Here is a 17,727-nt window from a genome sequence, read left to right as displayed (position 1 = left end):
CCCGCCACGTAAATCCCACATTTACCTCCCCAAATGCTATCTCCTTCTTTTCTCTAATAAAGCGAGTCGGCAACGCTGATTATTTTCTTAATATCCTTAACTTACTTACTGATTCATCATGGATTAAGCAGTTATTCTGTTATGTATTCTTTGCAATGCATAATAAAAATTTAAACATTAAGGTTTTAATAGTCACCATGGAAATTAGCGGTTATTGGCGCTTTTTGGAAGCATAGATGCCAGATAAAACATTTTGCAATTTGAGTTAAGGAGAGCTATCAAATCGTGCAGAATCTTTTTTTATCATTATTTTTCAATTCGATAAGGTTTTTACAGATCTATTAAAGTAAACGATAAGTTAAATTAGATTAAGAATTTTCTGAGCTTTTGTGAATTTTAGAGAAATTTACTTACGTTATTGATTGATTTAAACGATTGAAGTTGCCTGAAGTGTTTACTGAAATCTATTTCTCAAAGTGTAAGTAGTACGTTAACCTTCAGTTAAGACATTAAGTTTTATCAATGTTTACCTTACTTCTTACATGAGAAATCCTGACAGTTTAAGGCTGTCAGGCAGTTGCAGTAAGGATATGAAATGAGCAATCAACCGAAGACAGTGTTCTTGTTGGAGCCGGTTTACGATTTGTCCGGCCAGGTGATTGCCAGGGAATTGTTAACGCGTCTTGCAGACGACGCAGATATCAATAATAAGCGTAACCCTGAAAGGGATGTTGGGTTCTTCAGTCAGCTTTCTGCTGACGTTAAATGGCAGTTATTCCTCCACCAGATCGAAAAACTTATTCAGCTATACCAGAAAGGGTTTGACCAGATTGTCAGTGTCAATGTTGATAGAGATATCGTAGCCAGCATTTTTAAAGATGCTGAAATGCAAGAAAAACTGGCTCAACTGACGCTGTTGCGTCTGGAAATATCAGCATTCTTTACTGCGCGATTTAATAGCGCCGATCTGTTGATTTTAAAAGGTGTCGCGAAAGTGACGCCGGCCCCTTTATGGCTCGATGACTTTGGTCCGGGTTATTCCAACCTTTCCATGTTTGATAGCGGAATATTTGAAATCGTCAAGATTGACAAAGAATTTTTTTGGCAATTTGGCAACGGTCGCACCTTTGACATTCTGCTCAACCATCTCAACGAATTATGCAACGGCGTCATCGTTGAGGGTGTTGAAAATCAACAACAGGTCGACCTGCTGGCGCATAAAGCAATTTATGGCATGCAGGGCTATTTGTGGCAGAGCGTCTATCTCGATGATTTATTAGCTTAATCCTGAAATTATTGAGTTGGTTTCATCCCTCGGGGAAGTAAAAAAATGTCAAAGCCTGGGCTTTATGCGTTTCACGTCATTTGTGCCCGGCCGCTTGAGAATAAATATATTTTTCCCGTGGTGATTTTAAGAAATAAAACCAATCAGTTATCAGGATGGCGGCTAAACAAAACTCAACGCGATTTCATTCTCAGCCTGTATGAAATCGATCAAGAGAAGAAGTGAATAATCGTCGCGATTATTCGCTGTAAAAGCCGGTGTCTGCTGATGCCGGGCGTGATTATGGAAACTGCGGGATCTCGATAACATGAATAATATCTCAGTAACCCCAAAAGGTGGGACCGTTGCTTCTGAGCTGAGTGGAAATCAAGTTAATTTGACCGCTCCGAGTTTGGTGAAGCTGCATCTTAATCAGTCTGATATTAAGTCTTTCACACGCAATGGTAATGATTTAGTCGTCACCACAAAATCTGGTGAAGTGGTTGTTATTCATAATTTTTATAGCCCGAATGGTGACAGCGATCTGGTTCTGCAGGACGATCGCGGCGCCATGTGGTGGGTTGAAGATCCCGGTACAGAAGGTTTCCAGTACGTTTCAATCGACAGCACCGAAGGGCTGTTAGCGGAAAACACCACCAATGACGGCACCATCGCCGCCTTCGGTATCGGTGGTGCGGCGCTGGCCGGTTTGGGCGCGATGTTTGCCGGTTCGGGCGGTGGTGGTGGCGGTAATGCCTCGCCGACCAATCCCGATGACGGTAACAACGGCGGCAATCCCACCAACCCGACCAATCCTACAAATCCTACCAACCCAACCAATCCCGGTGGTGGCGATGACACTACGCCGCCTACCGCCATCACGGATTTGGTGATTAACGACACGGTTGGGCCGTATCAGGGCGCGATTGGTGCGGGCGCGATTACCGATGACAACACGCCAACCTTAAGCGGCACCGCTGAAGCGGGCGCTATTGTCAGCATTTACGATGGTACGACGCTGCTCGGCACGGTGACCGTTGGCGCGGATGGCCGCTGGAGCTTTACCACGCCTGCGCTGGCGGAGGGTCAGCACAGCCTGACCGCCACCGTCACCGATGCGGCGGGTAACACCAGCCCGTCAACCAATCCGGTAGATTTCACCGTGGACACCGTCGCGCCAACCGCCGTTGGCGGCTTGAGCGTAGTTAACAACAGCGGTACCACTGCGCAGCCAATCACCAACGGCGGCGCGACCAAAGACACCACGCCAGTGCTGAGCGGAACCGCTGAAGTGGGCTCGATTATCACCATCCGCGATGGCGATACGGTGCTCGGCAGTGTCACTGTCGGCAGCAACGGTACATGGAGCTTCACCAGCCCGGAACTTAGTCAGGGCAGTCACACATTAAGCATCACTGCAACCGATGCAGCAGGAAATACCAGCCCAGCCACCACCATCACCTTCACTGTGGACACGCAAGCTCCGACAGCAGTAACTGACCTGTTGGTCAACGATAACTCGGGCGGCAGTTCCGGTACGGTAACCAATGGCGGCATTACCGAAGACAACACGCCAACGCTTACCGGCAGCGGTGAAGTGGGCGCGATTGTCAGCATTTACGATGGGCAAACCTTGCTGGGTACGGCGGTTGTGGGTAGCGATGGAACCTGGAGTTACACCACCACCGCCTTGAGCAACGGTAGCCACAGCCTGAGCGTGACCTTAACCGACGCGGCGGGCAACGTCAGTGCGCCTTCAGCACCTTATGATATCAACGTGCAGGCCGGTATTCCCCCAGCAACCACCTCGCTCGAAATCACCGACGATTCCGGTAATACGCTGGTGCAGCTCAGCAACGGCGGCAGCACGCACGACAACACCCCAACGTTGAGTGGTCTGGCAACCGCTGGCGCACTGATCACGCTGTATAACGGCAGCACCGTGTTGGGCAGCGTGGTCGCGGGCAGCGATGGACAGTGGACCTTTACGCCAGCCGCATTAGCAGATGGCAGTTACGCGTTCCACGCCTCGGTAACGGATACCTCTGGCAACGTGACGCAAACGCCGGTTATCCCCATCACCGTGGATACCGTGCCACCTGCTGCCGCAAGTGGCGTCACGCTGAGTGATAACGATGGCAGCACGCTGCAACCGATCGCCTCCGGTGGTGCGACCAATAGCACCACGCCAGTACTGAGCGGCACCGCAGAACCGGGCAGCACCGTCACCGTGCGTGATGGCGATACCGTGCTCGGCACCGCAACCGTGGGCAGCAACGGCACATGGAGCTTCACTTCACCAACGCTGACGGAGGGCGGCCACAGCATTACTGCCACCGTCACCGATGCGGCAGGGAACGTCGGTCCAACTTCCAGCCCGATCACCTTCACCGTGGATACCCAGGCTCCAGCAGAGGCCAGCAATGTGGTGATCAGCGATAACGTCGGCGGAGCCACTGGCCCAATCACTGCGGGTTCGACGACCGATGACAACACGCCGACGCTGAGCGGCAACGGCGAAGTTAATGCCATCGTTAAAATTTACGACGGCAGCACGCTGCTCGGCAGCGTCACCGTCGGCAGTGATGGCACCTGGAGTTTCACAACACCAGCGCTGAACAATGGCCAGCATACGCTGAGCGTGACGCTGACCGATGCGGCGGGCAACGTCAGTCCGGCGACAACCGGGGTGAACTTCACGGTTGATGCGGGCGTTGCGCCGACCACCAGTACGCTGCAAATCACCGATGACAGCGGCAGTACGCTGAGAATCCTGCCAGACGGCTCCAGCACGCCTGACACCACGCCAATTCTCAGCGGCCTGGCGTCAGCGGGCGCGGTGATTGAGTTGTATAACGGCACCACGCTGCTGGGCAGCACCGTGGCAGGTGCCGATGGGCAATGGAGCTTCACGCCTGGCGCGCTGCCAGACGGGACTTACGCCTTCCACGCCACGGCGACAGATACCACCGGTAATGTGACCGACTCCGGCACGCTCACTATCACCATTGATAACGTTGCACCTGCGGCGGCAGCCGATCTGCAACTGAGCGACAACAATGGCAGTACCGTGGTGCCGATTGCCGCTGGCAGCACCACCAATGACAATACGCCAACCTTCAGCGGCACCGCCGAACCGGGCAGCACCGTGACGGTGCTGGATGGCACCACCGTGCTCGGCACGGCAACCGTTGGCAGCGATGGCAACTGGAGTTTCACTACGCCAACGCTGGCGGAGGGTAATCACAGCCTGACCACCACCGTCACCGATCCCGCTGGCAATACCGGTCCGGCATCGTCACCGGTCACCGTGACGGTAGATACCACGCCGCCAGCCGTGGTGGGCAATTTGGTGATCGAAGACAGCGTGGGTGCGGTACAAGGGCCGTTAACCTCCGGCGACACCACCGATGACCGTGCACCAACCCTGAGCGGCACCGGCGAGCCGAATGCCACCATCAGCATTTACGATGGCACAACGCTGCTGGGCAACACCACCGTGGACACAGATGGCACATGGAGTTTTACCACGCCAGCGCTGAGCAACGGCGATCACACCTTTACCGTCACGGCAACCGATACGGCCGGTAACGTCGGCCCAGCCAGCCCGCCGATTGTTATCACCGTCGATGCAGAGATTCCTCCTGCCACCTCGTCGCTGGAAGTGACGGACGAAAACGGCAACACCGTGGCGCAACTGACTGACGGTGCCAGCACCAACAACGACAGCCCGGTATTAAGCGGGGTGGCGGGCGCCGGTAACATCATCACACTGTATGACGGCACCACCGTGCTGGGCAGCACCACGGCGGGCAGTAACGGCCAATGGATCTTCTACCTCAGCGGTCTGACGGATGGTCCGCACGCGCTGCATGGCACCATCACCGATGCCAACGGCAACGTTACTGATACTGCAACCATCAACATCATCGTGGACACCATCGCGCCGGATGCGGCATCCGGTGTGGAACTCACCAACGACGCGGGCAGCATTACGCAGCCGATTGTTGCGGGAGGGGCCAGCAATGATGCGACGCCAGTGCTGAGCGGCACGGCGGAAGCAGGCAGCAAAGTCACCATTCTGGATGGCAACACCGTGCTCGGCACCGTTACTGTGGGCAGCGACGGTAACTGGAGCTTTACCACGCCGACGCTGGCGGAGGGCAATCACAGCCTGACCACCACCGTCACCGATGCGGCGGGTAACGTCAGCCCGGCGACCACACCGATCGCTTTCAGTGTCGATACCCTCGCGCCAGCGCCGGTCAGTGGACTGGTGGTCAACGATAACGTTGGCGGCAGTACCGGCCCGTTGACCTCTGGCACTATCACCGACGACAGCACACCAACCCTGACCGGCACCGCCGAAGCGGGATCGGTAGTGCGTGTGTATGACGGCACCACATTGCTGGGCTCGGCGACAGCAGGCAGCGACGGCAGCTGGAGCTTTACGCCAGATAACGCGCTGACGAACGGCCAACACAGCCTGACCACCACGGTTACCGATGCGGCAGGCAACGTGAGCCCGTCGTCGCCGGTATTCACCCTGAATGTCGATGCCGGCGTTCCGGCGACCAGCAGCTTACTGGTGGTCACCGACGACAGCGGCAGCACGCTGGTTGAACTGCCCAACAACGCCAGCACCCACGACACCACGCCAATTCTCAGCGGACTGGCGGGCGCGGGGGATCTCATCACGCTGTATAACGGCACCACTGTTATTGGCAGCACCGTCGCGGGCAGCGATGGGCAGTGGAACTTCACGCCAGCCGCGCTGGCCGATGGCAACTACGCTTTCCACGCTGTCGCTACCAATGCCACCACCGGCGTGGAGACCGATTCGCCAACCATCAACATCACCATCGATACCGTGGTGCCAACCGCACCAACCGGCGTGGGTCTGGAAGATGGTGCTGGCGAGCCGATCCCGGATGGCAGCAGCACCAATACCAACACACCAACGATCACCGGCAGCGGTGAAATTGGCAGCATTGTGACCATTTTGGATGGCACCACCGTGCTCGGCACTACCACAGTGGGTACAGACGGCACCTGGAGTTACACCACGCCACCGCTGAGCGATGGCGGTCATAGCCTGACTTCAACCGTTACCGATCCTGCGGGCAATACCGGTCCGGCTTCAACGCCGGTGACCGTGACCATTGATACCCAACCGCCTGCGGCGGCGGGCAATGTGCAGTTCACCAATGATGACGGAACGCCGCTGGCCTCAGGTAGCACCACCAACGACACCACGCCAACCCTGAACGGCACCGCCGAACCGGGCAGTACCGTTACGGTGAGCGATGGCACCACCGTGCTGGGCACCACAACCACCGGCACCGACGGCAACTGGAGCTTTACGCCAACCGATCCGCTGGCTGAAGGACAGCACAATCTCACCACCACCGTCACTGATACGGCCGGTAACGTCGGCCCGTCCTCGTCAGTGGTGATTGTGATTGTTGATACCACACCACCCGCGGCGGCCACCGACCTGCAACTCAGCAATGATGGCAGCGGCACGCTGGTGCCGGTTGCGGATGGCGGCACCACCAACGATGTGACGCCAGTATTGAGTGGTCGCGCGGAGCCGGGCAGCATTGTGACGGTTTCCGATGGCGGCACGCCGTTGGGTTCGGTTACCGTCGGCAACGATGGCAACTGGAGCTTTACCTCTCCAACGCTCGGCGATGGCTCGCACAGCCTGACCACCACCGTGACCGATGCGGCGGGCAATACCGGCGCGGCGAGCACGCCGTTAACCTTCACCATCGACACGACGGCACCGCCAGCACCGGGCGGTGTGCAGCTGAGTAACGACACCAGCGGTACGCCAGTTCCGATTACCTCTGGCGCGGCCACCAACGATGCAACGCCAGTATTGAGCGGCACCGCAGCGGCGGGCAGCACCATTACCGTTTCTGATGGCGGTACCGTGCTCGGCACCGTGACCGTTGGCAATGGCGGAACATGGAGCTTCACCACGCCAGCACTCAACGAGGGCAGTCACAGCCTGACCGCCACCGTTACCAGCCCAGCGGGCAACACCGGTGCGCCATCTACGCCAATTGTGGTCACCGTGGATATCACGCCACCTGCAGCGGCGACGGGTCTGCAGCTCAGCAACAACGAAGGCACGACGCCGATACCGATTGCCGCAGGCGGCACCACCAACGACACCACGCCAGCGCTGAGCGGCATCGCAGAAGCGGGCAGCATCGTCACGGTACGTGATGGCACCACCGTGATTGGCAGCGCGACCGTTGGCAGCGATGGATCGTGGAGCGTGACGCCAACCACACCGTTAACGGCGGGTGAGCATACGCTGACCACCACCGTCACCGATCCAGCCGGTAACGTCGGTCCAACCTCGACGCCAATCACTGTCAACATCGACACTACACAGCCGCCAGTGGCAGGCAGCGTGGTGCTGAATAACGATAATGGCAGCACGCCAGTGCCTATCGCGAATAACGGCGCCACCAACGACACCACGCCGGTGATCAGCGGTACGGCGGCGGCGGGCAGCACGGTAACGGTGCTGGATGGCAGCACCGTGCTGGGCACCGTGGTCGTCGGTAGTGGTGGCAGCTGGAGCTTCAGCACGCCAGCGTTGAGCGAAGGCGCACATAGCCTGACCACCACCGTCACCAGCGCAGCGGGTAACGTCAGCGATCCGTCTACGTCAATCAACTTCACCGTTGATACCCAGGCTCCAGCCACCTCAACCGGCCTGCAGTTGAGCAACGATGGCGGCACCCTCATTGCCACGGGCGGCATCACCAATGACAGCACGCCGATATTGCGTGGCACGGCGGAAGCGGGCAGCACCGTCACGGTGCGCGACGGCACCACGGTGCTGGGCACCGCCACGGCGGGCAGCGACGGTAGCTGGAGCTTCACGCCAGCCGCCGCGCTGGGCGACGGCGCGCATAGCCTGACCACTACCGTCACCGATCCGGCAGGCAACAGCAGCGGTGCGTCTACCCCTCTCACCTTTACCGTGGATACCACACCGCCAGCGGCCGCGACCGATCTGCAGCTCAGTAACAACAACAGTGGAACTGCCGTACCGATTGATACCGGAGGACTCACCAACGACACCACGCCAGTGCTGAGCGGTAGCGCCGAAGTGGGCAGCGTCGTCACCGTGCGTGATGGTGCCGAGGTGTTGGGCAGCACCACCGTGGGCACCGATGGAAAATGGAGCTTCACGCCTGGCACGCCACTGGATCCGGGCACACACAGCCTGACCGCGACCGTCACCGATACGGCGGGTAACGTGGGTCCGGCATCAACGGCGATCGCTGTGATTATCGACACTACGCCACCACCAGCGGCAACGGCGGTGGTCCTCAATAACGATCAGGGCAGTACACCAACACCGATTACTACGGGCGGCGCCACCAACGACACCACGCCAGTGCTGAGTGGTATTGCCGAAGCGAACAGTATTGTTATCGTGCGTGATGGCACCACCGTACTGGGATCGGTGATCGTGGGCAGCAGCGGGGAATGGAGTTTCACCACTCCAGCGCTGAGCCAGGGCGAACACAGCCTGACGACGACCGTTACCGATGCGGCTGGCAATATCAGCGATCCCTCTGCGGCGATCACCTTTACCGTCGACACGCAGGCACCGAATGCGGCGACCGGTCTACAACTGAGCAATGATTCCGGCCAAACGCCGGTGCCGATTGTTGCAGGCGGTGCCACCAACGACACCACGCCGGTGTTGAGCGGCAGCGCTGAAGTGGGCAGCATCGTGATTGTCTCTGATGGCAGCAATGTGCTGGGTTCGCTGGTAGTCGGCAGCGGCGGCACCTGGAGCTTTACTTCGCCAGTTCTGGGCGAGGGCGCGCACAGCCTGACCACTACCGTGACCGATGCTGCGGGTAACATCAGTTCTCCGTCCGCAGCCCTGAACTTCAATATCGATACCACCCCGCCAGTGGCACCCGCCGCGATTACGCTCAACAATAACAACGGCAGCTCGCCGGTGGCGATTGCCGCTGGCAGTACCACAAACGATGCGACACCTGTGATGGGCGGCACTGCCGAAGTGGGCAGCACAGTCACCGTGTTGGATGGCAGCACCGTGCTGGGCACCGCGATTGTCGGCGGTAACGGCCAGTGGAGTTTCACTTCGCCAACACTGGGTGAAGGTGAACACAGCCTGACGGCGACTGTCACAGATGCTGCGGGTAACGTGGGTCCTGCATCTCCGGCGATTGCCTTTACCGTCGATACCGTAGCGCCGGTTGCAGCGACCGGTCTGGCGCTGAACAACGATAATGGCGGTTCGCCGGTGCCGATTGCCAATAACGGCACCACCAACGACAACACGCCAGTGCTGAGTGGTACGGCGGAAGCGAACAGCATCGTGATTGTGTCTGACGGCACCACCGTGCTCGGCAGCGCTGTTGCCAACGCGCAGGGCGCCTGGAGCTTCTCACCGAACCTGACCGATGGCACCCACAACCTGAGCGTGACCGTACGTGACGCGGCGGGCAACACCGGACCGGCCAGCAGCACCATCACCGTTACCGTTGATACCGTGGCACCGCCAGCAGCAACCGGGCTGACGCTGACCAACGATATCGGCACGCCAGTGAACATTCCAAACGGCGGTCTCACCAACGACAGCACGCCAGTGCTGAGCGGTTCTGGCCAGGTGGGCAGCATCATCACCGTGTCCGATCAGAACGGCGTGCTGGGATCGACTACCGTTGGCGCGGGCGGAACCTGGACCTTCACGCCGGCGACTGCGCTGGCGGATGGCACCCATACCTTTAGCGTCACGGCCAGCGATGCGGCGGGTAACGTCAGTGCGCCGAGCACCATCGGAGTGGTGATTGATGCCACACCACCGGCTGCAGCGTTGAACGTGGTTGCCAGCAATGATGAAGGCACGTCACCGGTGGCGATTACCAACGGCGGTTTCACTAATGACAACACGCCATTCCTCACCGGTACTGCCGAAGCGGGCAGCACGGTGATTATTCGTGATGGCACCAACATCATCGGAAGTGCTTCGGTGGGCAACAACGGCCAGTGGAGCTTCAATTCGCCAACGCTGGGCGATGGTGTGCACAGTCTGACCACCACCGTGGTGGATGCGGCAGGAAATGCCAGCCCGGCATCAACGGCAATTGGCTTCACCGTGGATACCACGGTTCCGGCGGGCGCTACATTGGTGGTTAACAATGACAATGGCGGCTCGCTTGTTCTGGTACCGAATGGCGCAACCACCAGCGACAACACGCCGTTGCTGAGCGGGAATGCGGAAGCGGGCAGTCTGGTCACTGTCTACGATGGCACTACGGTAATCGGAACCACCACGGCCACGGCAGGCGGAACCTGGAGCTTTAGTTCTCCAGTCCTAACCGACGGTTCGCATACGCTGACTGCCACCGTGACCGATGCGGTCGGCAACATCAGTGCGCCATCCTCCAGCTTTACCGTGGTGGTGGATGCCACCGCCCCACAGCCTGCTGACGACCTGCTGTTGCAAAACAACAATGGTGGCTCACCAATAACCATTGCGGATGGCGGTATCACCAATGACAACACGCCAGCCATCAGCGGCACGGCGGAAGCCAATGCCATCGTGCGGGTTTACGACGGCACCACCTTAGTTGGCTCAACCGTGGCAGGCAGCAACGGCGCATGGAGCGTCACCACCAGCACGCTGACTGATGCGACTCACACACTGAATGTCACTGTGACCGATGCGGCGGGCAATATTAGCGCCAATGCCTCGGTATCCCTGACGGTGGATACCTCTACCCCAGCGGCGGTGCTGACCTTTGGCGTCTACAACAACGCCAATACCACCGCCTCGCAGGTGGCGAATAACGGTTACTCCAACGACAACACGCCAGTGTTGCGCGGTACCGGCGTCGCGGGCACCACCATTAACATCTACGAAGGCACCACCTTACTCGGCACCACCACGGTAGGTGATAACGGCGTATGGCGTTTCGAAACCAGCGTGCGCGCGGATGGTCAACACAGCTACACCGTGTCGGTCACTAACGCCGCCGGTACCACCGGGCCAGAAGCCACGCCGATTACGATCAATATCGATACCGTGCCACCGGCTGCGGTCACCGATTTGGTGGTTAACGACAACGTGGGTGGTAGCACTGGCGAATTAACTAATGGCGCAATCACTGATGACAACACACCGACATTAAGTGGTTCAGCCGCCACTGGCAGCGTGGTGTCTGTTTACGATGGCACTACGTTACTGGGCACGGTTACTGCCACTAATGGTACCTGGACATTTACGCCTACTGCGCTCAGTAATGGCGATCATACCTTTACGGTTACCGTCAAAGATCTAGCCGGAAACGTGGGACCTGCTTCCGCAGACTTTACAATCACTGTTGAAGCGGGCCTGCCGCCTGCAACCACCACATTGCAGATCACTGATAACAGCGGTAGCACCTTGGTGGCTCTGGGCGATGGTGCAAATACCAAAGACAGCACGCCAGTGTTGAGCGGGCTGACGACGGCGGGCAACATTGTCAGAATCTTCGATGGGGCAACCGAACTGGGAAGTGTCACCGCCGGTGCCGGCGGGCAATGGAGCTATACGCCAGCGGCATTACCTGACGGTTCTCATGCGCTTTCGGTTCTTGTCACTGACTCCGCCGGTAACAATGGGGTGCCATCGGATCCAATTACGATCACCATCGATACCGTTGCCCCTGTCGCTGTCATTGACCTGGCCGCCGCCAATAACAACGGTGGTTCGCCAGTGCCGATTGCCAATAATGGCTCGACGAACGACAGCACACCGCAGCTTACCGGTACCACCGAAGCCAACGGCATTGTCACTGTTTATGATGGCAATACCGTCATCGGCTCGACCACCGCCAATGGCCTCGGCGCATGGAGCTTCACGTCGCCAACCCTGAGCCAGGGCGGACATGCGCTGAGCGTGACCGTGACGGATGCGGCGGGGAACATTGGACCACGTTCAGCGGCAGTGAATCTCACGGTCGATACCGTGGCGCCAAACGCCTCGACGCTGGTGGTCACCAACGACGTCACCAGCACGATTGTGCCGAATGGCGGTTCGACCAACGACAATACGCCAACTCTGAGCGGCACGGCGGAAGTGGGCAGCGTGATTACCGTTTATGACGGCACCACTTTGCTCGGTTCGGTTGCTACCGGAACAGGCGGCGCATGGAGCTTTATTTCACCGGTGCTGGGCGAAGGCAGCCATCCACTTACCGTTCGCGTGACCGATGTCGCGGGTAACACCAGCGTGGCTTCCAGCACTGCCACGGTGATCGTGGATACCGTCGCGCCAACGGCTGTGAGCGGTTTGGCGGCAGCCAACAACAACGGCAGTTCGCCAGTGGCGATTGCTGCAGGAGGCAACACCAACGACAACACGCCAGCGCTGAGCGGCACGGCGGAAGCGGGCAGCGTAGTGGTGATCCGCGATGGCACAGATGTTATCGGCTCTGTCACCGCTGGCAGCAACGGCGCGTGGAGCTTCACCTCACCAACGCTGGCGGATGGTTTGCATACTCTGAACGTGACGGCTACCGACCTCGCCGGTAACGTCAGTCCGAATGCGTCCATCAGTTTCACCGTAACCACAACTGCGCCAACGCCGGTCACCAATCTGGTGGTTTCTGACAACGTGGGCGTGACACAAGGGCCGCTCACCAGCGGTGCCTCTACCGATGACAACACGCCTACGCTGACCGGTACCGCAACCGCCGGCAACATCGTGATTATCTCGGAAGGCACCACGGTGTTGGGTTCTGTGGTGGTCGGAACGGGCGGTGCGTGGAGCTTCACCACCGCTGCGCTGAGCGACGGATCGCATCCGTTGAGCGTGACGGTGCGCGATGCGGCAGGCAACACCAGCGCGGCGACCAACTTTACGGTCAATGTCGATACGGTGGCACCAGCCAACTCAACCTTGTTGATCACCAACGACGTCACCAGCACCACGGTGCCGAATGGCGGTTCAACCAACGACAGCACGCCAACGCTGAGCGGTACGGCGGAAGCCGGTAGTCGCGTGTCGATCTACGATGGCAGCACGCTGCTCGGCACGGCGATTGCCAGTGGCACCGGCGCATGGACCTTCACCACCGCAGAGCTGGCGCAAGGTTCGCATCCACTGAGCGTCACGGTCACAGATGCCGCCGGTAATGTCAGCGGCAGCACCTCGGCGACGGTGATTATTGATACCGTCGCGCCGGTGGCCGTAACCGGTCTGGCTGCGGCCAACAACAACGGCAGCACGCCGGTAGCGATTGCCAATAACGGCAGCACCAATGACAACACGCCAGCGCTGAGCGGTACGGCAGAAGCGGGCAGCCTGGTGATCATCCGCGATGGCACCTCGATTATCGGTTCTGTCACCGCCGGCAGTAACGGTGCATGGAGCTTCACCACGCCAACGCTGGGGGAGGGTGCGCACACCTTCAACGTCACGGCGAGAGATGCTGCGGGCAACGTTAGCCCGAATGCAACGCTGACGCTGACGGTGGATACCGTGGCACCGGCGCCCGTTATTAACCTGTTGATCAACGATGATGTGGGATTAAGTCAGGGGCCGCTGGCGAACGGTGCGGTGACCGATGATGCCACGCCAACCTTGAGCGGTTCGGCGGAAGCCAATGCGATTGTCACCATCTACGATGGCACTACCGTGTTGGGTTCAGTGGTAGCCGGAACGGGCGGCGCATGGACCTTCACCACCGCGACGCTGAGCAACGGCGTGCATCCGCTGAGCGTGACGGTCAAAGATGCGGCCGGTAACACCAGCAGCGCATCGGCGACGGTTTCCGTCACCGTGGATACTGTGGCACCAACGGCGTCAACGCTGGTGATTACCAACGACATCACCGGCACCACGGTGCCGAGCGGGGGTTCCACCAATGACAACACGCCAACCCTGAGCGGTGTGGCCGAAGCCGGCAGTCGTGTCTCTATCTACGATGGCAGCACCTTGCTGGGAACGGCGATTGCCAGTGGTACGGGCGCGTGGACCTTCACTACCGGCGTGCTCTCCACCGGCACGCACCCATTGAGCGTGACGGTGACAGACGTTGCCGGAAACGTCAGCGGCAGCACCTCGGCCTCGGTAATCATTGATACCACGCCGCCAGCGGCTGTCACTAACCTGGTTGCCGCCAACAACAACGGCAGTACGGCGGTGACCATTCCGAACAACGGCGTGACCAACGACAATACGCCGCTGTTGACCGGTTCTGGCGAGATTGGTGCACGCATCAGCGTCTACGACGGCACCACGCTGCTGGGCACCACCACGGTGAGCAGCAACGGCACATGGAGCTTTATCTCAACCGCGCTGAGCAACGGTGCGCACACCCTGAACGTCACGGCAACCGATGCGGCGGGCAACGTGAGCCCGAACGCCTCAACCACCTTGACGATTGATACCGTGGCGCCAAATCCGGTAACCAATCTGGTGATCACCGATGATGTCGGCTCGATTCAGGGGGCGCTGGCGAACGGTGCAGTCACCGATGACGCCAGGCCAACCCTGAGCGGCACGGCGGAAGCGAACGCGATTGTCACTATCTACGACGGGTCGACCGTTATTGGATCCACCACCGCCAATGGTTCGGGTGCATGGAGCTTCACGACCGCCACGCTGAGCAACGGTACGCATCCACTGAGCGTCACCGTGACCGATGCGGCGGGTAACATCAGCAGCGCGTCGGCGACGGTTTCCATTACCGTGGATACCGTGGCACCAGCGGCGTCAACGCTGGTGATCACCAACGACGTCACCAACACCACGGTGCCGAGCGGCGGTTCCACCAATGACACCACGCCAACCTTGAGTGGCGTGGCGGAAGCAGGCAGCCGTGTCTCCATCTACGATGGCAGCACGCTGCTGGGTACGGCGATTGCCAATGGCACCGGCGCATGGACCTTCACCACTGGCGTATTGGCCACCGGCACGCATCCACTGAGCGTGACGGTGACAGATGCTGCCGGTAACGTCAGCGGCACGACGTCGGCCTCGGTGATTATCGATACCACGCCGCCAGCGGCGGTGACCAACCTTGTTGCCGCCAATAACAACGGCAGCACGGCGGTGACCATCCCGAACAATGGCATCACCAACGACAGCACGCCGTTGTTGACCGGTAACGGCGAAGTCGGCGCAAGGATCAGCGTGTACGACGGCACCACATTGCTCGGCACCACCACCGTGGGCAGCGGCGGCACCTGGAGCTTCGTCTCGACTACCCTGAGCAACGGCACGCACACGCTGAACGTGACGGCGACCGATGCGGCAGGCAACGTGAGCCCGAATGCCTCAACCACGCTGACCATCGACACCATTGCGCCAGCGGCCAGTACGCTCACCATTACCGACGACGCTGGCAGCACGCCGGTGACGCTGACCAATGGCGCGTACACCCGTGATACCACGCCGGTATTGAACGGCACGGCGGAAGTGGGGGCAATTGTCACTATCTATGATGGCACCACCGCGCTTGGCTCGGTAACCGTTGGTGCGGGTGGCAGCTGGACTTACACCACAACCGCACTGGCGAACGGCGCGCATCCGTTGAGCGTAACGGTTACCGATACGGCGGGTAACGTCAGTACCGGTAACACGGCGGTGACGGTGAACGTTGATACCGTGCCACCGGCGGCTGTCAGCGGCCTGGCGATCAACGATGCCGGTACCACGGTCACCGGTAGCGGTGAAGTGGGGGCAACGGTAACGGTACGTGATGCGGGCGGTAACGCGCTGGGTACGGCGACGGTTAGCAGTGGCGGTACGTGGTCGGTGAGCCTGAGCACGGCGCAAACCACCGGAGCGTCGCTGTCGGTGATTCAGACCGACCGCGCGGGCAACGTATCGACCAGCTCGTCACTGACCGGTGCGATTCGTATCGTGGCGGCCAATGATGTCAATGAAGTGGATTACACCACCCAAATTGGCACCCTTAACAATGGCACCACCAGTGTCTCACACACCGCGCTACTTACTGTGGGGCTCGGTAACGTGCTGCAGGCGAGCGTATTGTCCAGTGGCAATGCCTATATTTTCAACGTCGGTCCTGACGATACGCGTACGGTAACGTTGAACGGCTCAATAAGCAGTGTTGGCTTGCTGACCAACTACTCATTGAACCTTTACGAGCAGCAAAGCAACGGCACGTGGTTGTTGGTGAATATCACCTCCAACTACCTTGGAGCCGTGCTATCGCTTGGCACCCTGAAAGGGGCCAACGTGACCTATAACAACCTGGGTACCGGCACCTATGCGGTGATAGTTGGTTCAACGGTTAACGTTAGCCTGCTACCGACCTCCACCATTTCAACGGTGTCGGATATCACCACCCTGGCGGTAACCGTGGCGGCGACCGTCACGGGCAACCTGCTGACGAACGACACCAGTTCGCTGGCGGGCACCATACCTTCCGGAACGGCGGTGACAACGGTCTCTGACAATGTGGTGAGTGCAACGGGTAACACGGTAATCAATAGCAGCTACGGTACGCTGACCATTGATTCTCATGGCAATTATACCTATGCCCTCAAGGCGGGCCTGAACATCGATACCCTGCCAGCCGCTGACACCTTCACCTATTCGGTGCGTGATGCCAGCGGCGCGGTGACCTCGGCCAGCCTGACGGTGAACCTGCACAACGGTGCGTCAACCAGCACGCTGCTGGCGACTAACAGCCTGGTGGCGGAAAACACCAGCGACCACGACGCCAGCGGCAGCATCTATGGCTCGTCAACCGGCACGCATACCGGAACCTTGAGTATCACTAATGAACACGGTGATATCACCACGGTTCACAGCGTGGGTAATACGTCGGTTGCGGGAGACTTTGGTGTGCTGAGTATTGCGGCCAACGGTAGCTACACCTACTCACTGAATGCGGGCGTGGATGGACAATCCATTACCCATAAAGAGGTGTTCAGTTACACCCTGGCAGCGAGCGATGGCACCATCACCACGCAGTCGTTCACCATCGAGCTGCATCCAACCATCACAGGAACCACGGGGGCTGACACGCTGACCGGCGGTGCCTACGACGACACCATCACCAGCGGTGCCGGCGCAGATACCCTGGTTTATCACTTGCTGGCGAGCGCGGATGCGACTGGCGGTAACGGTCACGATACCTGGACCGACTTCAATGTTGCGCAAGGCGACAAAATTGACGTCAGTAACTTGCTTATCGGCTGGAATGATTCCACAAGTAATATTAATGATTTCGTGAAAGTGGACCATACTTCAGATGGCAATACGGTGCTCTCGATCGATCGTGATGGTACCGGTACGGGTTACAGCAGTACTCAACTGATTACGCTGGAAGGCGTGAACGTTTCACTGGAGGAACTGCTGCAACAGCCGCACCAAAACCACACGGCCTAATGGCTATGTGATGCAGGGATGCAGTGAGGGCACAGGGATGTGC

At 58.9% G+C, this 17,727-nt stretch carries 2 protein-coding genes; both read left to right on the top strand.

Annotated features, from left to right (window positions below; genetic code table 11):
* Window positions 1-595 precede the first annotated feature (595 nt).
* The gene (locus AC6I8A_RS16000; RefSeq protein ID WP_293794360.1) at window positions 596-1,285 is read left to right on the top strand and encodes an EAL domain-containing protein; all 690 of its coding nucleotides are present in this window, start codon (window positions 596-598) and stop codon (window positions 1,283-1,285) included.
* A 307-nt stretch (window positions 1,286-1,592) separates the two neighbouring features.
* A complete protein-coding gene (locus tag AC6I8A_RS15995) occupies window positions 1,593-17,684 on the top strand; it encodes an Ig-like domain-containing protein (RefSeq protein WP_497818766.1) in 16,092 nt (5,363 codons plus the stop codon).
* Window positions 17,685-17,727 lie beyond the last annotated feature (43 nt).

Source organism: Pantoea sp. X-Soil-ISGK-275, from assembly GCF_059730795.1.
The sequence above is the reverse complement of the archived record's forward strand: the minus strand, read 5'-3'. Positions and strand labels throughout refer to the sequence as shown.